Below are 24,252 nucleotides of genomic sequence, written 5' to 3' on the forward strand. Positions count from 1 at the left end.
ATTCTTCCGACCCACCTGCTCGGTGCGGCACTGGTTCGGCTTCTGCCGTCGCGCACCGGATGAGTTGGCGTGTGGGTGACGCGCTACCTGGTTGGTACACACCAGGGGACAGGATCGGCGTCCGGTGTGCGGCCGGACGCCGATACCTGTCAGGTCAGGCCGCTAGGGTGGCGGCTCGGCCGAAATGCCGGGCGTAGAAGCGGGCCGAGTTTTCGGTCTCGAACCATGGGGTCTGGTGATGCCCACCTGGGTTGGCGTGCAACGTCTTTTCCTTCGAGGCGAAGGCGTCGAACAAGTCGAGGCCGGATTGGCGGTCGATGTCCTCGTCGTCCCAGGGGAGCAGGAATTCGATCGGGACGGTGATCCGTTTCGCCGCCTCGGTCAGGGCTTCGTACACGAAAACCCCGCCGAAGACCGCGGCGGTGATCCGGCTGTCGTCAGCCGTCAACGGCAATCCGATCACGGTGGCCAACGTCATGCCGCCGTAGCCAATGGGTGCTTCGGTGCCGATCTCGGGGAGTGCCTGGAGTGCGTCGATCGTCGCCTGCCATTCCGGAACGGCACGCTCGGCGAGCGAACTGTTGTATTCGACGACGATCGGGCCGATCGGCTCGCCTGCTGCCTGAGCGTGCAGGAGAGCAGCGACCCACTGTTGGTCCTGTGCCGATCGTGGCCGGTCACCGTGTCCGGGCGCATCTATGGCGGCCACGGTGAAGCCGTAGGCGCTCACGTAATGATTGGCCCGGGCGACGAGTCCTTGAGCTTTCTTGTGCAGCCCGCCACCGTGACCCATCAGGAGCAGAGGCGCGCCTTCCGACCCGGTCGCAGGTGACCAGAGCACGCCGGGCACGTCGCCCACCATGAAGTCGCGTTCAACGACATCGTCGAACGATGTCTGCGCAGTGAAATGTATTGAGTACATAGGTATTGCCTTTCGGGATCGCCTGATCGAGGCGCTCCCGGCGACACCTATTTCAATCGCCAGACCGTGCAGCAAGAGGGAGCACCCACCTGGTTACAGCGTTCATGGGTCTCACCTCCTCGCAACGTTCCACGGTCCCCCCGCACGCTATCAGCCCGAACCACCCCTAGCCCAACCATTTCCAACCGTCCGCCGCCCGCTGAGCCTCGTGGCGGCGGCGGAATGGTTGCAGACCCCCTGGTATCGCTCCGCAGTATCGGCGCCGTCCTACCCGAACCGCGTCATCTGTGTGGTCGAGGTGGCGTTGAGTAGTTGATCGAAGGCCGGTGTGAATCGGCTGGGCGCGTCGAACGCTGTAATGGCGGGTGGCAGGCGGGAAGTGCTTGCGGGGTGGTGTTTCTCGTTGATGGGAGGTCGAGGGTTGGTGGGGAGTCTGTGGAGAGTCATGCTTGTACACCGTTCGGGCCTGCCCGGTGCAGGAGCTTTGTGATGAGAGGTCTGAACGTGTAGGTGAGGATGTCAATTGTCGGTAGTGCTCGTGGTATCGCTCGAGGAATCGAGGCTGCCTTCGGTAAGGTAGCCCAGCGTATTGCGGGGGGCTACGAATCAACTGGTGCTGGGCTGGGTACGCATTTGGGACATGTGCGTGACAGCGATGCTCGATTCAGGCTGAAAATCGGTGGCGGCGTGGCGTTGGCGGCGTCTGCGGCATTCCTCGTGTGGGCGGATGACGAGGAGCCGGATAAACCTGCCCGTTCCGGAACGGCGGCAGACGCTGTCAGGGTCAACGAGTGGTGGAATTCGCTTACCCTTGATGAGCAGCGACGTTTGCTGGCTGAAGATTTCGAACGGATCGGCAACCTGAACGGTATTCCGGTCGAGGTCCGCGACGCCGCGAACCGGCGGGCTATGGAGGCCGACATCCGTCGGGTTGAAGACATAGCCAAATCAAAAGATGTGCCGGTCGAGATGATCGATAAGGACCCGAAGAAATTCGGACTGACAGTCGAGGACGTTTCGCGTTACCGCAATGCGGTCAATGTTCGCGCCGGCCTGGACAATTACAGTCGGGCGGGCGACGCCGGAAAGTATCCGCCGACTCCGTATCCGACCTATCTGTACGTGTACCAGCCCCTCGCGTTCGGTGGCGACGGCAGAGCCGCGATCAGCATCGGTAACCCGGACACCGCGCGCAATACGGCGGTCGTCGTGCCGGGGGCAAGTCAAAGCGTGCGCGCAAGTGATGCGTCGGGGGAGGGCTGGTTCGTGGCGCAGGGCGACCAGGCGCGGAATCTGTACGTCGAATCAAACAGAGCCGACCCGAATTCACCGACCGCGGTCGTCGCATGGATGGGATACGACTCGCCAGCTGACGGTCTTTCCGCAGTGGTGCGCGGTGACCCCACTGCCGAACGTATCGGCGGAAACCTGCTGGCCGAGGACGTCGACGGACTGTGGGCAACACATCAAGGGCCCTCGCATCTGACGGTGGTGGGATACTCGGCTGGGGCCATAGTCGCCGCCGACGCGGCGGCGGGGAGTCAATTGCACGCCAATGACGTGGTGTTGCTCGGCCCGGTCAGCACCGACGAGGCGCGCAGTGCGGCGGACTTCCGAGTAGACGGCGGGCACGTTTACATCGGCAAGGCATCCAACGATTTGAATGCACATGCCGGTCAGGCCTGGCTGGGTGGTCCCGATCCCATCGATCGGGACTACGGCGCCACCCGCATCAAGGCCGAAGCGCCGGAAAGCTATTCGTCGCCGATCGACTACAGCATGCAGGCGCATCTGCACTATTTCACCGCAGGAAGCGAATCGCTGTACGCCACGGCACTTGTCGCTTCCGGAAACGCAGACAGATTGGGCCAGGATGGGATGCTGGCCGAGCCCAAGGAAGAGATTCCGTACTGGCCCGATAACGACCCCGAAGGAGCGCGGACGGACATACAGGACGACCACTATCACGGGCCTCGGTAGCGTCGTACGTATCAACGGGCTGAGTAGCCACCATGTCGTCTCCTACACCGCTCGCCCAACTCGTTCATGCCCGTAACTGTCAAACCTCCAGAGAAGCCCAGCTACTCGGGAGGCCTGCGATCCCCAGGGCTGGTTTCGCGCCGAACGGGAACTGGTGGCGGGGGCTTCTCAGGCGGATTCAGTCGGGCGATGCCGCCACCAGTTCCCAGTGATCAATCGACCAACTCCAGAACCAGGGCGGATCCACTCCAAGGGGTGCAGGGGTTCACGGTCAAGCGTCGGATGTTGGGTGCGGATTTCGACGTTGAACCGAGGGCTGGGGGCGGTTGCCAGCCGGGGGGCACCGGTGATCCCGGTACGTGGGATCAAGGAGGGTGGGTTCGTGCTGAGAGGGCACTGGTGGCGGGGGCTTCTCGGGCGATGCCGCCACCAGTGCCTCGTGATCAATCGACCAACTCCAGAACCGGTGCGGATCCACGAAGTGGGTTCGAAGTTGGTGGTCAATGTATTGAATGTTGGGGTCCGACAACGCTTTCCGCCGCTCGCGCTTCCGTCCTCTGCGCTTCTTGGCATGCGCAGCGCGCTCGTATTGGCGATGCACGCAGCGCGCTCGTGCTGCCAGATTCTGGCGTACGCAACACGCTCATTCAGACGCTTCTCGAGGTGCACAGCGTGCTCGCGCCGCCGACCCTTGGCGTACGCAATGCGCTCGCGCCGCAAGGAGCAGTGCGGAATTCGTGAGTTAGGCAGGGGCGCACGAGCCGGGGACGGATTACGCCGACCGGGTCGCGCGGGCCCCGGAGGGGGCGGGGTCGCGCGGGCACCGGCCGACGTGGCAGGTGACCCCGAGGGTCACCGGGTCGGACGCTGGACTGGCCTCGGGGTTGTAGTCCGGCGTCGTGTGCCGGAGTTACCCGGCACGGAATTGCTCAATCACCTGGCCTGCTCAATCACTGGCGTGTTCGATCCAGCTCGCCTGCTCGATGACCTCGCCTGCTCGATGACCTGGCGTGGTCGATGACCTGACCTGCCCGGATCACCTTGCCTGCTCGATCGAGCGGGCCTGCTCGATCAGCTGGCGTAGGCGCGGAGGCGGTCGGCCCGCTCGCCCTTGCGGAGCTTGGACATGACCTCGCGTTCGATCTGGCGGACGCGCTCGCGGGAGAGCCCGAAGAGCTTGCCGATCTGGTCGAGGGTGCGCGGCTGGCCGTCGTCGAGGCCGAAGCGCAGGCGGATGACCTGCTGTTCGCGTTCGTCGAGGGTGGCGAGCACGCTACGCACGTCGTGGTGCAGCAGGCCTGCGATGACGGCGGACTCGGCGGAGGTGGCTTCGGAGTCTTCGATGAAGTCGCCGAGCGGTGCCTCTTCGTCGTTGCCGACCGGCATGTCCAGGCTTACCGGGTCGCGGCTGTGGTCGAGCAGATCGGAGATCTTGTCGACCGGGATGCCGGACTCGTTGGCCAGTTCCGCGTCGGTGGCTTCGCGGCCGAGTTGCTGATGCAGTTCCCGCTTGATCCTGGCCAGCTTGTTCACCTGTTCGACCAGGTGGACTGGCAGCCGGATGGTGCGGCTCTGATCGGCCATGCCACGGGTGATGGCCTGACGGATCCACCAGGTGGCGTAGGTGGAGAACTTGAAGCCCTTGGCGTAGTCGAACTTCTCCATGGCGCGGATCAGACCCAGGTTGCCTTCCTGGATGAGGTCGAGCAGCGGCATGCCGCGGCCGGTGTAACGCTTGGCGAGCGAGACCACGAGGCGGAGGTTGGCTTCCAGCAGGTGCGACCGGGCGGCCTGGCCTTCGCGAACGATGAGGGCCAGATCACGCTTGCGGGTGGCCGACAATCGTTTGCCGGTCTCCAGCAGGTGCTGGGCGTAGAGGCCCGCCTCGATACGCTTGGCCAGCTCGACCTCGTCGGCAGCCGTGAGCAGCGCAGTACGGCCGATTCCGTTCAGGTACACGCGTACCAGGTCGGCTGCGGGGCTCTGGGCGTCGAGGTCCTGATCGCTGGTGCGCACACGAGTGGTGGCGGGGCTTGTCATGACTTGCCTCCTGTCGGTGGTGTCTCACTCCGAACAACGGACCCGACAGGGTAAAAGTTCCCCGCCACGGCTCAGATAAACCGCTCTGACGTGCGGTTTTCATCACTCTCGTCTGAGAAGTTCCTGAGAAGCGCCGCGTCACGGAACCGACCCTGTCCGATGCTCTGCACCGACCTGCCCGCGATTGCCCGACTAGACCGGCCGCACCAATCCGTGCTGCACCAGTCCGGCCACCACGGCCAACGCATCGGCCGCGAACTCCGTGGTCACTTCATCAGATCCGTAGGCAACCGCCAGCAGTTCGATCAGCTCGTATAACGGGAGGCCATCCGCGCGCATTCCCGCAAGCAGCGAGATAGTTGTCTCGTCCACCTCGTGCTGCCAGCGCGGTCCGTCGCCACGATGTAGCCGGGCCACCCGCTCAGTCCAGCCGTCAGGGCCAGGCAGTGCGACCCGTTCCAGCGCGGTGGCCGGATCGACCACGAAACGTGAAGTCCACGCCAGCTTTTCGTCGCGTGCGACGGCGCGCAACCAGGCCGAGCGTTCGAAATAGCGGCTCGCCTCGTCACCGAGCGGGTCGTCGAAGCCATGGGTGAGGTCCTCGGCGAGCAGTTCGGTCGGGCCGTCGATGGCGCGCAGGTAGACGAAGCCGAAGCCGATGCCATCGACGTCGGCCGCGGTGAAGGCGTCGAGCCACTGCTCGGCGCGTGCCTGTGCGGCAGGGTCGCGCGGGTCGAGGCCCGCGTCGCGCAACCAGGTGCCGACATAGAGCGCGGGGTCGGCGACGTCGCGCTGCACCACCCAGGCGTCCACCCCGTCCGTGGGCAGCCAGGACGACACGCGATGCCGCCAGTCCTCGCCGTCGACGTGCACCCAGGCGGCCAGCATCGCGGCCGTGCCGCCGGGCGCGAGGAGGTCCGCCGCCTGCCCGATCACCAATTCGCTTGCGCCGTCGAGGGCGAGCCCGGAATCGCGGTAGGTGTGCTCGATCCTGGCCGGGCCGACAACGAACGGCGGATTGGCGACCACCTGATCGAAGCGGCGTCCGGCCACCGGCTCGAACCAGGAGCCCTCGAGGAGTTCGATATCGAGTCCGTTGAGCGCAGCGGTGGCTTCGGCGAGCCACAGGGCACGCGGATTCACGTCGGTCGCGGTCACCCGGTTCGCATAGGAAGCGGCGTGGACGGCCTGCACGCCGCAGCCGGTGCCGAGATCGAGGACGGAACCGACCGGGCGGGTCGGGGTGGCGCGCAAGAGAGACAGGGAGGCATGGCCGACGCCGAGCACGTGCTCTTCGGTCAAGGTGCGCCTGCGCATCGAATCGTCGAGATCGGACAGGATCCAGCGGGTGCCTGCCCCGGCGTCCAGCGGGCGCAGATCGAGGGCGGCGCGGACCAGGTCGCCGTCGCGTTGCAGCAGCCCGGCCGCGACCGCACGGTCGATGTGCACCGGAGCGAGCGCGGCCGCGACGTCCCCGTCGGGCAGTGCGTCCCCGAGCAACAGCAACCGGATCAGAGTGCCGAGCTCGCCCGCGGTCCTGGCCACCCGCCGCACCGGCACCGGCTCCGAGCGGCCGAGCGCCGCGTGCACGTCCTCGCCGAGCACCTCGAGCAGGTTGTCGGCGTCATAGCCGACCCGTGTCAGCGCTGCCCGCAGGTCCGGGCACAGCGCGGTGAGCAGCGATCCGGTCGTCGTCGATGTCGTAGGCACATCGGTACTCTGCCACCGCAACCAACCAGCACCCGTCAGGTGTCGGCGATGTCATTAACCTCGATGCCATGATCGTTTGGCTCAACGGCACGTTCGGAGCCGGAAAGACCACGACCGCACGAGAACTGGTCGGATTGCTGCCCGAGGCGCGGATATTCGATGCCGAGTACGTCGGATACATGCTGCGGCACGTGATGGTCTCCGAGCAGGTCGGCGACTTCCAGGAGTGGCGGCCGTGGCGCGGGTTGGTCGTTGCCACCGCGACGCAGGTGCTGGACTACGTGGGCGGGACGCTCGTGATCCCGCAGTCGGTGCTCGTGCAGCAGTACTGGCAGGAGATCAGTGCCGGGCTCGCCGCGGCCGACGTGCCCGTCCACCACGTCGTGCTCGACGCCGAGCGAGCGGAACTGCTGCGCCGGATCGAATCCGACACCGCCGAGCCCGGTGCCCGGCAATGGCGGCTGGATCACCTCGATGCCTACGAGACCGCCCGGTCATGGCTCGGCCACGCAGGCGAGGTCATCGACACCGCAGGCCTCGACCCGAGTGCCGTCGCCGCGCGTATCGCAGCGGATGTGCAAGCCCGCGTGCGCAGTTGGCAGTGAACGTGAAAGCCCGCGTGCGCGGTTGGTGGCGGATGCGTAAGCCCGCGTGTGTGTCTGGCGCGGACGACAGCCTGCTTGTTCGCCTCGGATCGCTTCGATGGACCGACGAATACGCCCGAACACTCCAGCCGCGCCGGGGCCCATTACGGCGGGCACGCACTCCTTGACCATGTCCCGCCGGGCGGCCTCGCTACCCGCGAACGGGACATGAACGCGGCGACACACCGCAATGCCCTCGCCCATGTCCCGCCCGGTGAGCCCGCGTCCCGGGTGGGACATGGGCGCGTCCACTCAGGACCCGATCGCCGCGCGCCGTCCACTTCGTATCTCTGGACCCGAGCTCGGACAGTCTCTGTTCGGCGATCTTCTGGTGTAGCCACTCCGCCTGCTCGGCCGACAGCGTCGGACCAAGAGACCATCTCGAGGACGCTCGTCCCGGCACGAGCTCCCGACGGACTCTCGCCGGCCGCATCGGGACAGCACAGGCTGCAAGGACTACTGCAGTTCTGCCCCGATGTTGTTGGTGCCGAACGGTATTCGGTCAGTTGGGGGTTGGGGGGCGGCTGGTGAGGCAGTAGGGGGCGTCGGCGGGGTCGCTCATGACGATCCAGTGTTCGTGGCGGTCGACGATGGTGGCGCCGAGGGATTCGTGCCAGTTCGCGGAGGCGTCGATGTCGGCGGAGGCGATGTCGACGTGTGCGCTGGTGGGGCGGTCCTCGCCGAGTCGTTGCAGCAGCAGGTGGATGGGGAGCGGCTCGGTGGACTTCAGCCGGGCGAACTCGGGCAGCCTGGCCTGGTGGAAGGGCCAGCCGGTCAATGACTTCCAGAAGTCCGTCTCGGTGGTGTAGTCGGAGGGGCCGATGTCGAGGCAGACCTGGTCGAGGCGGGTGAGCGTGCCGTCGGGGGCGGCCACGGCGGGCGCAGGGGTGCTCGTGGCGCGGCCGCTCGGAGTGAAGCAGAAGGTTTGGCCGCCGGGGGAGCGCAGCACCGCGTAATCGGGGTGGTTGGCAACGAGTTCGGCGCCGAGGTCGAGCGCGGCGCGGACGGACGCGGGGATGTCGTCGACGTCGAGGTCGAGGTGCACACCGCCGAGGCCGGTCACGGCCTGCATCTTCACCCCGGCGGCGGCGAAGAGCGCGGGATCGGGCAGGAGCGTGAGGAATTCGTCGTTCTCGCCGCGTCGCGCGGACAGTTCGGTTCCGGTGACCGTCGACCAGAACTTGGCGCAGTCGTCGAATCGCTGTGTGGGGCGGTCCAGGAACGCCCACATCCACCGAATCATGTTCACTCCTGTCGTGTTCCCGGGGACACCCTAGGGAATGCCTCGCGCGGTGTCGAGAATATTCGCGTGTCGCGCGGGTTGGCACGATACTGATGCTTTGTGGCATTCCGGCCACTCGTTGGCGAAGCAAATTTCCGGCACGCTCATCGGGTGACTGAACTGCAGACGCCGGCAGGGGCGAAGAGCGTGACGCCCGGTGGCGGCCGTGTGCATCCCGCGTGGATTGTTGCCGGGGTCGGCTTCGTCGCGCTGCTCGGGGCGGCCGCGTTCCGCTCGGTGCCGAGTGTGTTGATGGATCCGCTGCACGCGGAGTTCGGGTGGTCGCACGGCACGATCGGTGCGGCCGTTTCGCTGAATCTGTTGTTGTACGGGCTGATTTCGCCGTTCGCCGCAGCGCTGATGGACCGGTTCGGGATCCGCAAGGTGGTGGCGTGCGCGTTGCTGCTCGTCGCGGCGGGCAGCGGGCTCACGGTGTTCATGACGCAGCCGTGGCAGCTGATGGCGACCTGGGGTCTGCTGGTCGGCGTCGGTGTCGGCTCGATGTCGATGCCCTTCGTGGCGACCATCACCGGACGGTGGTTCGTGGCGCAGCGCGGGTTGGTCACCGGGATACTCACTGCGGCAGGCGCGACCGGTCAGCTGGTGTTCCTGCCGCTGGTGTCGATGCTCGCGCACGCGCACGGGTGGCGGCTGCCGTCGCTGATCGTCGCCGGGGCGGCGCTGGCCGTTGTGCCGTTGGTGCTGCTGTTCATTCGGGATTTTCCGAGCGATGTCGGTGTGCAGGCCTATGGCGCGGAACAGGGGAGCGTCGTCGGCGTGCGCATGCAGGCTGGCGCCGGTGCGTCGCGGGCGGTGACGGTACTGGCGAGGATTGCGCGTACCCCCGGATTCTGGCTGCTGGCAGGAGGATTCGCGGTGTGCGGCGCCTCGACCAACGGTCTGGTCGGCACGCATTTCGTCAGCGCCGCGCATGATCACGGCATGCCGCCGACCGCCGCGGCAAGCCTGCTCGCCGTCGTCGGCATCTTCGATGTGGCGGGCACCATCGCCTCCGGATGGCTGACCGACCGCATCGATCCGCGATTTCTGTTGATCGGCTACTACACGCTGCGCGGTCTGTCGCTGCTGATTCTGCCGTCGCTGCTAGGGCCGCACACCCAGCCGAGCCTGTGGGTGTTCATCATCTTCTACGGCCTGGACTGGGTGGCCACGGTGCCGCCGACCGTGATGCTCTGTCGCGAATTGTTCGGCAACGACGGCCCGGTCGCGTTCGGCTGGGTCTTCGCCTCGCACCAGATCGGTTCGGCGGTCGCCGCCACCGGCGCGGGTGTAATCCGTGACGTCCAAGGCAATTACGACCTCGCCTGGTATCTCGCGGGTGCGCTCTGCGGGATCGCCGCGGTGATGTCGGCTTTCGTCCGTCGCAAGACGCTGGCCCAAACCTAGTGAGCCACAATGACGATCAGCCGTCGATGGCCTTATGCGGCCGGGATTCGAGGGCGGGGCGAGGTTCGTCCCAGCGGCTCGGTTCGTCTTTGCGGCGCGGCGGGCGGTCGTTGGCGATGAGGACGGCGATCCAGGGCAGCGGGATGGAGACCGCGATGATGAGGATCGACAGCAGGGCGCTGCCGAAAGAGCTGTAGGCGATCGCCGCCAGCACGAGGCAGGGGATGCGGAACGCCATGATGATCGTGTACCGGCGGACGCGGGAACGGTGCTGGTCCTCGAGCGACGGCTGCGCCTCGGTGATCAACACCGGATGCTTGTCATCGGAGCCGGGGAAGTAGCCGGAAGATTTAGGGGAAGCTGGCGGCATCGTCACGTCCGGGCCCTCGCCACGGCCGATGTCGTCGGCGTTGGAGGAGTCGCCGTGCTGCTGCATAAGGTCGAGTCTTCCATTGTCGGAGCGTCAGTGCACACAGGGTGGTCAGGCGTCCGCAGATCCTGCTCAGGGGTGATGTCTGAGCGCGCACGGTGTGGTCGACGCGACAGACCCGCGGGCACCTTAGGCAGGTGGTCAGACGGCTGCGGACCGTGCGGAGGGTGATGTCTGGGCGCGCATGCTGTGGTCAGCGCGACAGACCGGCGGACAGGTGGTCACACCGATACAGCTTCCGGGACGCCGATGCGGCATCATGGAACGGGTGAGCACCGACACCATGGTTCGCCCGGATTCGACCACCGATGAGTCGACGAGCGATGACACCCCCAAGTTCTTCCACTACGTCAAGAAGGACCGGATCGCGGAGAGCGCCGTCATGGGCACTCATGTGGTCGCGCTGTGCGGTGAGGTCTTTCCGGTGACGCGGTCCCCGAAGCCCGGCTCTCCGGTGTGCCCGGATTGCAAGAAGATCTACGACGGGCTGAAAAAGGGCGACTGAGGTGGTTGCGGCGTCTGTGCGGGCGCCGCGCCTGAACGGGTGTCGACCGCCGACGGCGGGGACGCCTCCGCCGTCTCGTCGGCTGCTGTCTTCGGCTCGTCCTCGTCGGCCGAATCACCGCTCAGCTGATTGCTGAGCCACTCCTTCACCTGCTCCATCCTGGTCGCCCGCGCGGGCCAGAATTCCTGCACCGCGGCGTTGAATTCCGCGCCGAGCACCACCGCGAAGCCGAGAAAATACGTGAACAGCAGGAACGCGATCGGCGTCGCCAGCGCGCCGTAACTCACGCCGGTTTTCGTGATCCACGACAGGTACTGCCGCAGCCCTTCGCTGGCCGCCATGAAGAACACCGCGGCCACCAGCGCACCGAGGAACAGCCGGTGCCACGGCAGCGAGGTGTGCAGCGCCAGCTTGTACAGCGTCGTCAGCACGACGATCAGCAGCAGCCCGACTCCCGGGTAGTAGAAGGTGTCCAGCAGCTGCATCCCGGTCGCCTTCCACGGCTCCGGCAGCACCCGCCCGATCAGCGTCGGCCCGAGCGCCACCAGCGGCAGGATGAACACCGAGGCGACCAGGAACGCCACATACAGCAGTAGCGCGAAGATGCGCTGCCACACCGGGTGTCGCGCGTCCTGCTGGTCGTGTGCTTCCACGATCGCGTCGACGAACGTCGCCATCGCCGACGACCCGGCCCACAGCGACAGCACGAAACCGAACGACACCACCGCGCCGCGTCCGCGCCCGAGCACGTCCTTGACGGTCGGCTCGATCAGATCCGTCACCACGGTCGAGCTGAACAGGTCCTTGCTGAACGAGATGATCTTGGCTTCGACGATGTCCACGGTGTCCGGCCCGAACCACCCGCCGACGTAACCGAGGCTGCCGAGCACCCCGAGCAGCAGCGGCGCCAGCGACAGCGTTTGCCAGAACGCTGCGGCCGCTGACTTGGCGAAGATCGAATCGTCCCAGGCCTTCACGGCGACGCGCACCACCAGTCGAACGCTCTGCCTGCGGATACGCCGCAACCACAGCAGTATCCGCTGCGTCCACGTCAGGCTGCGCGCGGCGAGTCCACCGCTGAGCGACACTAAGTCGGGCGGCGGCGGGGCGCTCGGCAGGGCGTTCTGGTCGTTCATCGTGACTACAGCATCGCGCATGACTCCGCCTCGCTGCGCTCGGTCCGCCATCCGCGATAGCGGTTGTGTCGTCGGTTCGCTCGCTGACCCAGGCTTACCGCACTGGTTTCCAGGGAAACGTGTCGTCGGGTAACACGCGAATTACGGCGAGTCGCTGGGTGAACATGTGACGCCTATCGCCAACGCCGCGTCGGTTTGGCAACACGCCGGGGCGGCCAAGTATGGTCGTCAGAGTGACTGGGTCGGGTGGCGCCGCTGTGGCGGGACAAGCGGAGACACCGGGCGATTCGGTAACACCCGATGCCTCGGGGAGACCGAACAGCTCCGGTTCATCGAGCGGCGGAACGCTGCGTGCCTGGCAGCGTCGGGCACTGACCAAATACCTTGCCTCGAAGCCGCGCGACTTCCTCGCAGTGGCCACGCCGGGCGCCGGTAAGACCACCTTCGCGCTGCGGGTCGCCGCCGAGTTGCTCGCCGACCGCACCGTCGACCAGATCACCGTCGTCGCCCCCACCGAACACCTCAAGCATCAGTGGGCGCAGTCCGCCGCCCGTTCGGGCATCCAGCTGGACTCGCGGTTCTCCAACGCGACCGGCGGCACCTCCGGCGATTATCACGGCGTCGTCGTCACCTACGCTCAGGTCGCCTCGCATCCGTCCCGGCACCGGGTGCGCACCGAAAACCGCAGGACCCTGGTCATTCTCGACGAGATCCACCATGCGGGCGACGCGAAGAGCTGGGGCGAGGCGACCGCGGACGCCTTCGGCGACGCGACCCGCCGCCTCGCGTTGACCGGTACCCCGTTCCGCAGCGACGACAGCCAGATCCCGTTCATCACCTACGAACCCGACGAGTCCGGCTTCCCGCGCTCGCGCGCCGACCACGCGTACGGCTACTCCGAGGCGCTCGCCGACGGCGTCGTCCGGCCCGTGGTGTTCCTGGCCTACTCCGGTGAGGCGCACTGGCGCGACAGCGCGGGCGAGGAGCACACCGCCCGCCTCGGTGAGCCGCTCAACGCCGAACAGACCGCGCGTGCCTGGCGCACCGCGCTCGACCCGGCAGGCGACTGGATCTCCGCCGTGTTACGCGCCGCCGACATGCGGCTGCGCCAGCTGCGCACCACCGGCATGCCGGACGCGGGTGGCCTGGTGATCGCCACCGACCAGGACCGGGCCCGCGACTACGCCGAACTGCTGGAACACATTTCGGGTGAGAAGCCCGCGCTGGTGTTGTCCGACGATCCGAGCTCCTCGGACCGGATCGGCGAATTCGCGGCGAGCAACCAGCCGTGGATGGTCGCGGTGCGCATGGTGTCCGAAGGCGTCGACGTGCCGCGTCTCGCGGTCGGCGTCTACGCGACCAGCGCCTCGACTCCGCTGTACTTCGCGCAGGCCATCGGCCGGTTCGTGCGTGCGCGGCGCGCCGGCGAGACCGCGAGCGTGTTCCTGCCGTCGGTGCCGGTGCTGCTCGATCTGGCCGCGCAGCTGGAGTTGCAGCGCGACCACGTGATCGGCAAGCCGCACCGGGAGAAGGACGGGCTCGACGACGAGCTGCTGATCGACGCGAACAAGCAGCAGGACGAGCCGGGCGAAGAGGAGAAATCCTTCGTCGCGCTGGCCGCCGATGCCGAGCTCGATCAGGTGATCTACGACGGATCTTCCTTCGGCACCGCCACTTTCGCGGGCAGCGATGAGGAAGCCGACTATCTCGGGATTCCCGGGTTGCTCGACGCCGACCAGATGCGCGCGTTGCTGCGGGAACGGCAGTCGCGTCAGATCGCTGAGCGCGGGGAGCCGGCGGCTGCCCCCGATCCCGGCCCGCAGGTCGCCAGCGCGGTCGAGCGGGTCGCGACCGCCGATCGGCTCGGCGAGTTACGGCGTGAGCTCAACAGTTTGGTCGCCATGCATCATCACCGGACCAACAAACCGCACGGCGTGATCCACGGTGAACTGCGGCGTGAATGCGGCGGGCCGCCAACAGCATTGGCCTCGGCCGACCAGCTGGTCGAGCGCATCGCCGCGCTGCGGCGGATGTAGAACTCCGCACCGGCGATAGAACGCGGGACGGACCTGGCGCACAGCGCTCCCTCGCGCGGCGCAAGGCACTGCCCAGCGTTGGCGAGGCCTGGCGTGAGATGAGATCTGGTGCGGGTCAAGGCTTGGCGCGCGTCGGATCAGGCCGTTGTCGGCCACGCCTCCATTGCGCAGTCGATGGATTCCGTTAGTTCGCTGTGTGCGGCACCGTCCCTGGCTTGGATGGACAGGCCGTACAGGACGGTGGTGTAGAAGCGGGCCAGCGCGCTCGTGTTGACTCCGGCGGGCAGATCGCCGTCCGCGACACCGTGATCCAGCCGTTTGCGGATGTCCTCGGTTGTCTCTCTGCGCTTTTCGACGAGGAAGTCGCGGATGCTCTCGCTGCGCGTTGTGTAGGTCGAACCGGCGAGGACGACCATGCAGCCGTGTGGCTTGTCTTCGACCGTGTAGGCAATCGCGTTGTCCCGCAACATCGCTTCGATCGCGGCCCGTGCGGTGGGTTCTTCCCTGAGCGCCCGCTCGGTGTAGCCGCCGTCGGTCTGGGCGTATAGGTCGACGGCCTCGCGAAACAGTGCCTCCTTGCAGCCGAACGCGGCATACAGACTGGGCGAGTTGATGCCCATCGCGGAGGTGAGGTCGCCCATCGACGAGCCTTCGTAGCCGTGCTCCCAGAACACCTCCATGGCAGAGCGCAGCGCGGTTGTGCGGTCGAACGCACGCGGGCGTCCCCGTTCAGCCATGGCTCGATCCTTTCTGTGTCGATCGTTAAATATACCCCTTGACGCCACCGGTGTCCGTGCGCTTAGCTATTTATGTATTGATCGGCACAGAATTGGAGGAGGACCGATGTCGGATCTCACGGGCAAAGTGGCACTGGTGACCGGCGGCAGCCGAGGGATCGGGGCGGCCATCGCGCGCAAGCTCGCCGCGGACGGCGCGGATGTCGCGATCACGTACCAGAGCGCCGAGGTTCAGGCGAAATCCGTTGTCGCGGAGGTCGAATCACTCGGACGGCGCGCGGTGGCGATTCGTGCGGACAGCGGCGCGGCCGAGGACGTGGTGCACGCGGTCAACCAGGCCGCCGCCGATCTGGGCCGACTGGACATCCTGGTGAACAACGCAGGCATCTTCCCGGCCAAGCCCTTCGAAGAGTTCACCCTCGCGGAAGTCGATCGCGCACTGAACATTCACGCCCGCGCCGCGTTCGTCGGCGCCCAGGCGGCCGTCGCCCACATGAACGACGGTGGCCGGATCATCTCGATCGGCACCAATCTCTCCGAGCGCGCCGCGTTCGGCGGACTCTCGCTCTACAACCTGAGCAAGTCGGCGCTGAACGGCTTCACCAAGGCGCTCGCGCGCGAGCTCGGCCCGCGCGCCATCACCGTGAACCTGCTGCAGCCCGGATCGACTGTGACGGACATGAATCCGCTCGACGGCGACCACTACGACCATCAGGTCGGGCTCACCGCCCTCGGCCACTTCGCGCGCCCCGAGGACATGGCCGCCATGGTCGGCTTCCTCGCAGGCGACACCGGCCGCAGCGTGACCGGCGCGATCCTCACCATCGACGGCGGCACCAACGCCTAGAAAGTCTACTCACCGAGCACGAGTGGCACATGGCTGCGGCAAACGTCGAGAGGACCTCTCCATGGTGTGCCACTCGTCGGCCGGCTAGCCGGTGAAGTACTTGCCGGGGGAGACGCCGACGGCGCGGCGGAAGGCGGCGACGTAGGCGCTGGGGGTGGCGTAGCCGACGCGGCCTGCGATGCGGGCGATCGGGAGGCCTGCGGCGAGCAAGGGGAGGGAGGCGGCCAGGCGGATCTGAGTTCGCCAGTGGCCGAAGGTGACTCCGGTTTCGTCGACGAACAGGCGGGCGAGCGTGCGGGGGCTGGTGGCGACCGCGGCGGCGAATTCACTGAGGGTGCGTGGGTCTGACGGGTCGTCGGTGAGGGCGGCGGCGACCTGTCTGGCGCGGGGATCGGTGGGCGGGTGCGCGCCGATCGGGATCACATCGACGGGTTCCAGGAGGTCGAAGAGCAAGGCCTCGGCGCGTTCTCGACGGGCCGCCTCGGTGCCGGGCGCACCGAGGTGTTCGAACAGTTCGCGGACCAGCCGGGTGACGCGCAGCATCGCGGGCGCGGCGAAATTCACCGGGCAGCGGTCGGGTTCGACGTAGATGCCGCGCATTTCGGCGCCCTCGGTGGTGCCCGTCTCGTGCCGGATGCCGCCGGGGATCCACAGTGCCCTGGTCGGCGGCAGCACCCAGCGATCGTCGCCGACCTCGACGACGATCACTCCCCGTGCGGCCCATGCGATCTGGTGTTGCGGATGCTCGTGGACGCCGAACCAGAAGTGCGCGGGCAGCACGCCTGCGCCGAACACCATCGCGGTGGGGCCGGGCGGGGCGGCCTGCACATAGGTTTGGCCGTTTTGCAACACAATGTGTCACCGTAGCTTGTCGTGGTCACGCATGTCTGCTCCCTAGCGTTGGGGGCATGGCGATGAACCTCTTCCACCAGCTGTGCTGCCGCTCCTCGATGTGGGAACGGGCCAGTTCGACGCGGATCGTGCCGTGGGCGCTGTCCGGCGTCGACCTCGGGGCTTCAGCCCTCGAGATCGGCCCCGGCTACGGCGCGAACGTGCGCGCACTGCGCGCGCGAACGACCTCGCTCACCGGCGTCGAGATCGACCCCGACCTCGCCGCGCGGTTGCGTGGTAAGCGTGGCTCGGAGATCGCCGTGGTCGACGGTGATGGCACCGATATGCCTTTCGAGACAAAGCATTTTGACTCGGTGGTGTGCTTCACCATGCTGCATCACGTGCCGACGCCCGAGCTGCAGGACGCGCTGTTCGCCGATGCGCTGCGCGTCCTGCGGCCCGGTGGCGTGTTCGCGGGCAGCGACGGACTCGACAGTCGGATGTTTCGCCTGGTCCACCTCGGCGATACCTGCGTCCCCGTCCCGCCCGACACCGCCGTGGAGCGGCTGCGGCGGGTCGGCTTCACCGATGTCGAAATCGAAGTGGGCGCAGGCAGTTTCCGCTTCCGCGGCTATCGGCCTAACTGAGCATTCAGCGGTGCCGCGCGTATCGCAGCAATCGTGAGCGGCCTCGCTGCAACACAACGGCGGGCCGCGTCTGGCGACCTGACCTGCAGTAGGCCACACCTGGCGACCTGACCTGCAACAGGCGGCATTGACGACCTGATCTGCCGGGGCCGCGACGGTCCGACAGGGGAAGGGGGTGGCCGAGGCTGTGGGTCAGTGGGGGGTCAGTTGTCCGAAGTAGTCGGCCGGGTCCAGTGCGTTGATCGGAGTCCAGCGGGGAACCTCCACCGGCACGGGTGAATCATCCTGCGCGGCTTCGAAATAACCTTGCACCGCCAGTGCCAGACGAGGGTTCTCGTCCACTCGGCGCGCCATGTCGTAGAACGTGGCAAGCACATGCAGGCACCGCGTCGACCGTGCCTTGCACGAGCAATCGATGCCGACCAGCACCGGTGCGACTGTGACACCCGCCGCGGCGACCTCGCGGTGCATCTCGTCGGTGAGCACGGTGGTGTCCGGGATGACCTCGCCGATCGCGGTGATCGAGGCACGGGGGAGCGGCGCCACTTCCAGGTGCGTGACCGATGCTTCACCGCCGCGATGGATGACGGCGCGCACGATACGGCCGTCGATCGTCGCCTGCACTGCGTTGTTGCGGGCGATGCTGCGTGCCCGGGGGAGCAGCGGCTCGGGCCGGGTCTGGCGGAGCGGCTCGGCGAGCCTGACCCAGCCCATGCCCCATGCGGTGTAGCCGAACTCGTTGTCTGCCAAGGGTTCTCCCAGTCTGGTAGTCGGTGGGTCTGCGGTCACCCGCGTTTGCGGCGCAAGATCTCGACGAGTTGATCGTCGTCGAGACGGGCCAGGGCGGCGATGCCCGCCGAGTCGCCGAGGTCGGACAGCGCGGATTTGCGGTCGTGCATGCGGGCGATGTGCTCCTCGACGGTGGTGGTCGAGGTGAGCGTGGTGACGGTGACCGTGCGGGTCTGGCCGATGCGGTGCGCCCGATCCGAGGCCTGCGCCTCGACCGCCGGATTCCACCAGCGGTCGAAGTGGATGACGTCGGCGGCGCGGGTCAACGTGAGACCGGTGCCTGCGGCGCGCAGGCTGAGAATCAGCACGGGTGGCCCGTTTTCGGCTTGGAAGCCGGTGACGATGGCGGCGCGCTCGGCCTGGTCCAGTCCGCCGTGGAAGAAGGGGGCCGCGACGTCGAACTGTTCGGCGAGGTGGCGGACCAGCAGCTCGCCGGTCTGCCGATACTGGGTGAAAATCAGTGTCGGAGCGCCGATCTCGAGGTTGTTGGCGAGAATGTCGGTGCACAGGTCGAGCTTGCCGGAGCGGCCTGCGAGCTCGGTGAGCTCGCCGGTGATCAGGCCGGGATGATTGCAGACCTGTTTGAGCGCGGTCAGTGCCGCGAGCACCCGGCTCTGTCGCTGTGCGCCGGAACCGAATCCGTCGTCGATGGCCCGGTCGAGCAGCTTGTCGTAGAGGCCTTCCTGCTCGTCGGTGAGGTCGCAGAGCAGGTCGGTGTGGATCTTCGCGGGCAGCGACGCGGCCACCTGGGCTTTCTTGCGCGCGAGCACGACGGGTTCGATCGCGTCGCGCAGCCGTGCCGCCGCGGCGGCCGAGCCTTCTTGGATCGGCCGGACGAACCGCCGCCGGAACTGGGTCCGGTGCCCGAACAGCCTGGGCGCCACCAGGTTCAACAGTGCCCACAGCTCTTCCAGATGGTTCTCCACCGGCGTACCCGTCAGCGCGACGCGCACCTGGGCGTCGAGTTCGCGCGCCGCCTTGGCGAGCTGCGTGCGGGGATTCTTGAGGGCCTGCGCCTCGTCGAAAACCGCCGTCGCCCAACGTTGATCACCGAGCAGGTGTCCGTGCAGTCGCAGCGTCGGGTAGCCGGTGATCACGACGGTCCCCGCGTCCGCGTCCAATTCACCACCGCGCCACACGCGCACCCGTAGCCCTGGCGCGAACCGATCGATCTCGTGCGCCCAGTTCCCGACGAGCGAGGTGGGGCACACCACGAGCTGTGCGCCGCCCGCCGCGCGCCCGAGCAGGAAACCGATGGTCTGCACGGTCTTCCCGAGCCCCATTTCGTCCGCCAGCACGGCCCCTGCGTGTGCCGCGGTCGTCTCCCGTAGCCAACTGACCCCGCGCACCTGATAGGGCCGCAGATCGGCTTTCAGGGCCGATCGCAATTCCGCTGCTGCCCCCTGTGTTTCACGCACCACCCGCACCGCGCGCGCGGCCGAGAGGATCGAGGTGCCCACCGCATCGGGAACGGCATGTGCCGCAACGGGCAACACGATCTCGCCACTCAGTTCCTCGGTAGGCGAACCCGTCTCGGTCGCCGCTGTGCCGGAGTCGGCATGCAGCACCGCTTGCCAGCGGTGGACGGACGGTCCCGCACCGGCGATCGCGGCGTCCGCGAACCTGTCGGGATCGATCAACGCGCAGTCGACCTCCGCGACTTCGATCGCACCGTCGGCGCCGACCGGAACCGCCAGGGCGAGGATTTCCCGGTCGCCGAACTCGGCAGGCGCGGGACCGACGCCTTCGTCGGTCCATGTCCACAGCGCGAACATGTGCCGGTCGGGCAGATACGTGGCCTGTGTGCTTGGCAGAGCGAACCCCTTAATCGGCGTATGGTGTACGAAGTATCTGAACAACGTACAGAGTACCGAGTTTGTTCCGAGGAGTCCCTTGTCCGCTGAATCCACCGTCGACCAGGCGAAACAGTTGGTGAGCCTGCTGTGGCGGCACGAGTTGCCACTCAAACAAGGCGGGCGCGGGCCCAAGCCGACCGTCAGCGTCGACGCGGTGGTCAAGGCTGCGATCGCGCTCGCGGATCGAGACGGGTACGCGAAGGTGTCCATCCGCACGGTCGCGGCAGAGCTCGGCCTACGTCCGATGAGCCTGTACACCTACGTGCCGAGCAAGGAAGCCCTCGCGGTCTTGATGGCCGACGCCGTCGCCGACGAGGACGCGCCCATCCCACCGGAGCTGTCGGTGCGCGAACGAATGGCCGCCATCGCCAGGCAGGCGCGGGCCGAGCTGCTCGCCCATCCCTGGCTGCTCGAGGTGTCGCCGTGGCGGCTGGTGCTCGGCCCCGGCCGGATGCGCCGATTCGAACGGCAGCTGGCGGCGATCGAGGGGATGGGCCTTTCGGATGTCGAGATGGACAAAGTGGTCGCGGTGCTGACGGAGTTCGCCACCGGCAACGCGCGGATGGCCGTGGCCGCGCACCGCGAGACGCAGGTGATGACCGACGCCCAGTGGTGGGAAGTGCACGGCCCGTTGCTCACCCAGGCCATCCCGCCCGCGTCGTTTCCGCTGGCGTCGCGGGTCGGGTCCGCGGTCGGCGAGCTGTATCAGGCGCCTGCCGACCCGGACGGCGCCTTCGAGTTCGGCCTGGCCCGCCTGCTCGACGGCATCCTCGGCGACCTGTCGGTCCGCACTGAGGACTCGCCTTCCCGCCGCACCTCGGACTCGCCTTCCCGCCGCACCTGAGCGGCCGTGCCTGAGCCTTCGTGCCGCACCTGAGCGGCCGTGCCCCTGCCGTGTCGCGCCTGAGCCGTGGTGCTGGGCTTGAGCCGTGGTGCTGGGCCTGAGTCGCCGTGCTGCGCCTGAGCATTCGTGCCATACCTAGGCCTCGCGCGACACCTGAGTGGCCCGGCTTTGCCTGAACCGCCGCGCGTCGGTCGTCCGCGGCATCCACCTTCCCCCGAACACACCAACAGCGGGCGATCCGTGGATCGCCCGCTGCGGACAAACGGTGTTCTGTTGTTCGATGCTGTTGTGTCAGGACGCGAGGAGTTGATCAGAGGGCGGGAGCGGACTCCGTGTCGATCACGGCTTCCAACTCGCGCAATCGATCCATGTGTTCGTTCGCGTGGTGCTGGCAGAAGAGCAACTCTCCACCTGCGGGCAGAACGGCGCGCACTCGTGCTGCCGCCCCGCAGCGGTCGCAACGATCGACCGCGGTCAGTGGGGTGCTAGTCAGGGTTCCTGGCATGACTCCTCCGTCCTGGCTCCTGGTTCGCAGACCATTCGCCTGGTGTGGGGCCCGTGGTCACTCCGCGGGCTCGCTACCGCTACTTCCCAGCAGTGGTATGACTACTCTGTCAGACGTTCGGGACGGGGGCTTTGTTCCCGCGAGTGATTCTGTGTGTTTTCGATAACACGACCTGGGATTTCGCTACTGGCGAACAGCGCAGGTCACGCTTCGAACTCGGTCAGATCACCACCTCGAACAGGCCGATCCAGTTGTCTACCGGGAGATTACCCGTGACCTATGACACTCACACGCTTGTTCACATATGCACTTTGAGCGAGTGGCTTTCCGCTCGGCAAACCGGTGAATACCGGGCCCCGTCGCTGGACGAGGTCGGGTTCATCCACCTGTCCGCGCCGCAGCAGGCGCACCTGCCCGCCAACCGGCTGTTCGCGGGCCGCCGCGATCTGGTGCTGCTCCGGTTGGATCCGGCCCGCCTGGGCGCGCCGGTGAAGTGGGAGCCCGGCGTGCCGACCGACCCGGAGTCGATGCTGTTCCCGCACCTCTACGGGCCGTTGCCGACGGGAGCGGTGATCGCCGTCGAAGAGTTCCGGCCCGACGAGGACGGCGTGTTCGCCCCGCTCGCCAGGTGATCGCCCGGCGGCCTACTGACCGTCGGCGTGCCAGGTGATCGTCGGCGCCGCGGCGGCCTACCGCTCTCGCGCTTCCCGCGCGACGATCGCGGCCTGAACCCGGGACCGCACACCGAGTTTCGTCAGCACCCGCGACACGTGCGTCTTCACCGTCGTCTCGCCGATGAACAGCTGCCTGGCGATCTGTGCGTTGGACAGCCCGTCGCCGAGGCAGTCCAGCACCTCTCGCTCCCGCTCGGTGAGGTCGGCCAGCCCGGTCGGTTCCGGTTCCGCCGCATCGGCATTGGTAGAGGCGAACGCGTTGATCACCGCCCGCGTCACCTCGGGGGCGAGCACACCGTCGCCCGCCGCGACCGTGCGCACCGCGTCGATCAGCGACTGGCCGGACGCGGACTTCAGCACGAATCCCGATGCCCCTGCCCGCAATGTCCGGAATACGTATTCGTCGAGATCGAAGGTCGTCAGGATCAACACCTTGGCCAGCCCGTCGGCGGTGACCCGCTCGGTCGCGGTGATCCCGTCCACGCCGGGCATGCGCACATCCATCAGCACCACGTGCGGGTGCAGCGCCCTGGTCTGAGCGACCGCGACGTCGCCGTCGGCGGCCTCGCCGACCACCTCGATGTCGTCCTCGGCGTCGAGGATCATCCGCAGCCCCGCGCGGATGGCGGCATGGTCGTCGGCGATCAGCACTCGGATCGTCATGACGCGCCCGCCGTGCTCAACGGCAGTTCGGCGTGCACGGCCCAGCGGCCGGATTCCGGTCCCGCGGTGAAGTGTCCGCCGAGCGCGGCCGCCCGCTCGCGCATGTTGATCAGGCCGCGGTGCGGATCACCGTTGTCGCGGTGCTGCAGTTCGACCGCGGGCAGCCGGTTGTGCACCGCGAGCGCCAGCATCCCGTCCCGCGCGCCCACCTCGATGGCGACCTCTTGTCCCGGTGCGTGTTTCATGGCGTTGGTCAATGCCTCCTGGATGATGCGGTACGCGGCCTGATCGACCGCGCTCGGCAGTTCGGTGTCGTCGAGGGTTTCGGTCACCTGCACCGCGATGCCTGCCGCAAGGGCCGCATCGACGAGGATGGACAGTTGCGCGAGCCTGCGCGGTGCGGCGACCTCGTCCGCGTCGCCGCTGCGCAGCAAGCCGATCATGGTGCGCATCTCTTGCAGCGCGCTCACGCTGTTGGACCGGATCGAGCGCATGATTCCGGTGACGGGACTGTCGCCCTCCTGCCGGGTCAGCACCCCGAGCGCCGCCTCGGATTGGATCGCGATGGCAGACAGGTGCCCGGCGATCACATCGTGCAGGTCGCGCGCCATGGTGGTGCGTTCGTCGGCGATGGCCGCACGCCGATCCAGTTCGGCGACCAGCGTCAACGCCTGCGCGCGGGCCCGTTCGGCGCCGGCGATCTCCTTGTGCGTGCGCACCGAATTGGCCCACCAGAGCGGAGTGGCGATGAAGGCGAATACGACGATGAAGGCGAGCGAGACCGACTTCAGATCGACGGTCAGTGTCAACACCAGCACCACGAGGAAGATCGAGAACACCGACCAGAGCACGGTCACGATCCGCGACGCGCGCCGCCCGCTGTACAGCACGGCCGCATAGATCAAATCACCGTAGACCAACCACACCGGCACCGAAGGGCCGATCCACATGTCGATCAGCAGCGGCGCCAGCCCGATCACCATGGCGGGTACCGGCATTCGCCGCCGTCCCATCGTCAGCAGACACAGCGGGAGGTAGACCGCGAGCCGCACCGGGAGCGATACCGGGGTGTCCGATTCGTGCAGGACGTACAGGCCGGTGGCATACAGCGCCGTTCCGCCCGCGAAGGCGAACAACGCGCCGACCACGTCGCGCGCCACCTCGGGAACATCGGACCATCGCCGCACGCCTCCATCACAGCACAGCCCGCGGACCTGGAGCCATCACCCGAAGTGATGACCGCCCGTCGCGTAATTCGGTCATCGGGCTAGGCTGGAGTGTGTGAATGTCGACGTCACTGCGCTACCCGGAATTGGAGTCAGGAAAGACTTCGAGGTGCGGTCCGGCCGCCGGATCGGCGTGGTCGCGCATCGCGACGGCGACATCGACCTCATCGTCTCCAAACTCGACGATCCCGACGCCTGCGCGGCGCAGATCCCGCTGAGCACCGACGAGGCGGCCGTGCTCGCCAACCTGCTCGGCGCGCCCCAGCTGGTCGCGAAGCTGAACGACGAGCACAGCGACATGCCTGGCATCACCACCAGACAGCTGCACGTCACCAACGGATCTCCTTACGAGGGACGCACTCTCGGCGACACCGCGATGCGCACCCGCACGAAGGTGTCGATCGTCGCGCTGATGCGCGCAGGCCAGCTGCATCCCTCACCAGGCCCGGACTTCACCTTCACCGCGGGCGACGTGCTCGTGGTGGTCGGCACCCCGGACGGCCTGGACGCGGCCGCGAAGATTCTGACGCACGGCTGAACC

At 67.3% G+C, this 24,252-nt stretch carries 23 protein-coding genes; 10 read left to right on the plus strand and 13 right to left on the minus strand.

Annotated elements, in window-relative coordinates:
• Positions 1-154 precede the first annotated feature (154 nt).
• On the minus strand, positions 155-913 hold the full coding sequence (locus ACGFNJ_RS24735) for an alpha/beta hydrolase (RefSeq protein WP_393454129.1): 759 nt from the start codon (positions 911-913) through the stop codon (positions 155-157).
• 651 nt (positions 914-1,564) lie between these two features.
• Here ACGFNJ_RS24735 and ACGFNJ_RS24740 point away from each other — a divergent pair.
• A complete protein-coding gene (locus ACGFNJ_RS24740) occupies positions 1,565-2,902 on the plus strand; it encodes an alpha/beta hydrolase (RefSeq protein ID WP_393452566.1) in 1,338 nt (445 codons plus the stop codon).
• 1,071 nt (positions 2,903-3,973) lie between these two features.
• Here the strand turns inward: ACGFNJ_RS24740 and ACGFNJ_RS24745 are convergent.
• Together ACGFNJ_RS24745 and ACGFNJ_RS24750 are read right to left on the minus strand one after the other, a co-directional pair.
• Entirely contained in the window at positions 3,974-4,942 is a 969-nt protein-coding gene (locus ACGFNJ_RS24745; RefSeq protein ID WP_014986732.1) for a sigma-70 family RNA polymerase sigma factor, read from the minus strand.
• 192 nt (positions 4,943-5,134) lie between these two features.
• Positions 5,135-6,652, minus strand: a complete 1,518-nt coding sequence (locus ACGFNJ_RS24750) for a methyltransferase (RefSeq protein WP_393452570.1) — start codon at positions 6,650-6,652, stop codon at positions 5,135-5,137.
• 68 nt (positions 6,653-6,720) lie between these two features.
• Here ACGFNJ_RS24750 and ACGFNJ_RS24755 point away from each other — a divergent pair, with 68 nt between their 5' ends.
• On the plus strand, positions 6,721-7,257 hold the full coding sequence (locus ACGFNJ_RS24755) for an AAA family ATPase (protein WP_393452573.1): 537 nt from the start codon (positions 6,721-6,723) through the stop codon (positions 7,255-7,257).
• Between the two features lie 541 nt (positions 7,258-7,798).
• Here the strand turns inward: ACGFNJ_RS24755 and ACGFNJ_RS24760 are convergent.
• On the minus strand, positions 7,799-8,539 hold the full coding sequence (locus ACGFNJ_RS24760; protein WP_393452576.1) for a VOC family protein: 741 nt from the start codon (positions 8,537-8,539) through the stop codon (positions 7,799-7,801).
• Positions 8,540-8,689: 150 nt separating this feature from the next.
• On the opposite strand from ACGFNJ_RS24760, the gene ACGFNJ_RS24765 reads away from it, so the two are divergent.
• Positions 8,690-9,985: an MFS transporter gene (locus ACGFNJ_RS24765; protein WP_393452579.1), complete on the plus strand. Its 1,296-nt coding sequence runs from the start codon at positions 8,690-8,692 to the stop codon at positions 9,983-9,985.
• A 16-nt stretch (positions 9,986-10,001) separates the two neighbouring features.
• On the opposite strand, the gene ACGFNJ_RS24770 is transcribed toward ACGFNJ_RS24765, so the two are convergent.
• On the minus strand, positions 10,002-10,355 hold the full coding sequence (locus ACGFNJ_RS24770; RefSeq protein ID WP_393454132.1) for a DUF3099 domain-containing protein: 354 nt from the start codon (positions 10,353-10,355) through the stop codon (positions 10,002-10,004).
• A gap of 319 nt (positions 10,356-10,674) precedes the next feature.
• Here ACGFNJ_RS24770 and ACGFNJ_RS24775 point away from each other — a divergent pair, with 319 nt between their 5' ends.
• Positions 10,675-10,920 carry a DUF3039 domain-containing protein gene (locus tag ACGFNJ_RS24775; protein ID WP_167837548.1) on the plus strand — a complete coding sequence of 82 codons (246 nt, stop codon included), beginning with the start codon at positions 10,675-10,677 and terminating at the stop codon, positions 10,918-10,920.
• Here ACGFNJ_RS24775 and ACGFNJ_RS24780 read toward each other — a convergent pair.
• Positions 10,893-12,077 carry a YihY/virulence factor BrkB family protein gene (locus ACGFNJ_RS24780; protein WP_393452582.1) on the minus strand — a complete coding sequence of 395 codons (1,185 nt, stop codon included), beginning with the start codon at positions 12,075-12,077 and terminating at the stop codon, positions 10,893-10,895. The two genes, ACGFNJ_RS24775 and ACGFNJ_RS24780, sit on opposite strands and share 28 nt — an antisense overlap.
• A 326-nt stretch (positions 12,078-12,403) precedes the next feature.
• On the opposite strand from ACGFNJ_RS24780, the gene ACGFNJ_RS24785 reads away from it, so the two are divergent.
• Positions 12,404-14,092, plus strand: coding sequence for a DEAD/DEAH box helicase (locus ACGFNJ_RS24785; protein ID WP_393454135.1), 1,689 nt, complete (start codon positions 12,404-12,406; stop codon positions 14,090-14,092).
• 137 nt (positions 14,093-14,229) lie between these two features.
• On the opposite strand, the gene ACGFNJ_RS24790 is transcribed toward ACGFNJ_RS24785, so the two are convergent.
• On the minus strand, positions 14,230-14,829 hold the full coding sequence (locus tag ACGFNJ_RS24790) for a TetR/AcrR family transcriptional regulator (protein WP_393452585.1): 600 nt from the start codon (positions 14,827-14,829) through the stop codon (positions 14,230-14,232).
• A 106-nt stretch (positions 14,830-14,935) separates the two neighbouring features.
• Between ACGFNJ_RS24790 and ACGFNJ_RS24795 the strand changes: the two genes are divergently transcribed.
• Positions 14,936-15,676: an SDR family NAD(P)-dependent oxidoreductase gene (locus tag ACGFNJ_RS24795; RefSeq protein ID WP_393452588.1), complete on the plus strand. Its 741-nt coding sequence runs from the start codon at positions 14,936-14,938 to the stop codon at positions 15,674-15,676.
• Between the two features lie 84 nt (positions 15,677-15,760).
• Here the strand turns inward: ACGFNJ_RS24795 and ACGFNJ_RS24800 are convergent, their stop codons facing one another.
• Positions 15,761-16,528 (minus strand): AraC family transcriptional regulator, encoded by a 768-nt coding sequence (locus ACGFNJ_RS24800; RefSeq protein ID WP_393452591.1) that lies wholly within the window; start codon positions 16,526-16,528, stop codon positions 15,761-15,763.
• A gap of 56 nt (positions 16,529-16,584) precedes the next feature.
• Here ACGFNJ_RS24800 and ACGFNJ_RS24805 point away from each other — a divergent pair, with 56 nt between their 5' ends.
• Positions 16,585-17,154: a class I SAM-dependent methyltransferase gene (locus ACGFNJ_RS24805; protein WP_393452594.1), complete on the plus strand. Its 570-nt coding sequence runs from the start codon at positions 16,585-16,587 to the stop codon at positions 17,152-17,154.
• Between the two features lie 192 nt (positions 17,155-17,346).
• Here ACGFNJ_RS24805 and ACGFNJ_RS24810 read toward each other — a convergent pair whose 3' ends face one another.
• Positions 17,347-17,904, minus strand: a complete 558-nt coding sequence (locus tag ACGFNJ_RS24810; protein ID WP_393452597.1) for a hypothetical protein — start codon at positions 17,902-17,904, stop codon at positions 17,347-17,349.
• A 35-nt stretch (positions 17,905-17,939) separates the two neighbouring features.
• Entirely contained in the window at positions 17,940-19,718 is a 1,779-nt protein-coding gene (locus tag ACGFNJ_RS24815; protein WP_393452599.1) for a DEAD/DEAH box helicase, read from the minus strand.
• 118 nt (positions 19,719-19,836) lie between these two features.
• Here ACGFNJ_RS24815 and ACGFNJ_RS24820 point away from each other — a divergent pair, with 118 nt between their 5' ends.
• On the plus strand, positions 19,837-20,643 hold the full coding sequence (locus ACGFNJ_RS24820; RefSeq protein ID WP_393452601.1) for a TetR/AcrR family transcriptional regulator: 807 nt from the start codon (positions 19,837-19,839) through the stop codon (positions 20,641-20,643).
• A 310-nt stretch (positions 20,644-20,953) separates the two neighbouring features.
• Here ACGFNJ_RS24820 and ACGFNJ_RS24825 read toward each other — a convergent pair whose 3' ends face one another.
• On the minus strand, positions 20,954-21,148 hold the full coding sequence (locus ACGFNJ_RS24825) for a hypothetical protein (RefSeq protein ID WP_029903635.1): 195 nt from the start codon (positions 21,146-21,148) through the stop codon (positions 20,954-20,956).
• A gap of 272 nt (positions 21,149-21,420) precedes the next feature.
• Between ACGFNJ_RS24825 and ACGFNJ_RS24830 the strand changes: the two genes are divergently transcribed.
• On the plus strand, positions 21,421-21,780 hold the full coding sequence (locus ACGFNJ_RS24830; RefSeq protein ID WP_069160062.1) for a DUF952 domain-containing protein: 360 nt from the start codon (positions 21,421-21,423) through the stop codon (positions 21,778-21,780).
• A 57-nt stretch (positions 21,781-21,837) separates the two neighbouring features.
• Here the strand turns inward: ACGFNJ_RS24830 and ACGFNJ_RS24835 are convergent, their stop codons facing one another.
• Both ACGFNJ_RS24835 and ACGFNJ_RS24840 read right to left on the minus strand, forming a co-directional pair.
• Positions 21,838-22,485: a response regulator gene (locus ACGFNJ_RS24835; RefSeq protein WP_393452603.1), complete on the minus strand. Its 648-nt coding sequence runs from the start codon at positions 22,483-22,485 to the stop codon at positions 21,838-21,840.
• Positions 22,482-23,672 (minus strand): sensor histidine kinase, encoded by a 1,191-nt coding sequence (locus ACGFNJ_RS24840; protein WP_393452606.1) that lies wholly within the window; start codon positions 23,670-23,672, stop codon positions 22,482-22,484. The genes ACGFNJ_RS24835 and ACGFNJ_RS24840 overlap by 4 nt, the downstream gene beginning before the upstream one ends.
• Positions 23,673-23,766: 94 nt before the next feature.
• Here ACGFNJ_RS24840 and ACGFNJ_RS24845 point away from each other — a divergent pair, with 94 nt between their 5' ends.
• The gene (locus ACGFNJ_RS24845) at positions 23,767-24,249 is read left to right on the plus strand and encodes a cation:proton antiporter regulatory subunit (protein WP_393452609.1); all 483 of its coding nucleotides are present in this window, start codon (positions 23,767-23,769) and stop codon (positions 24,247-24,249) included.
• The last annotated feature ends 3 nt before the right edge of the window (positions 24,250-24,252 follow it).

It is taken from the genome of Nocardia sp. NPDC049149 (assembly GCF_043197455.1).
GTDB lineage: Bacteria > Actinomycetota > Actinomycetes > Mycobacteriales > Mycobacteriaceae > Nocardia.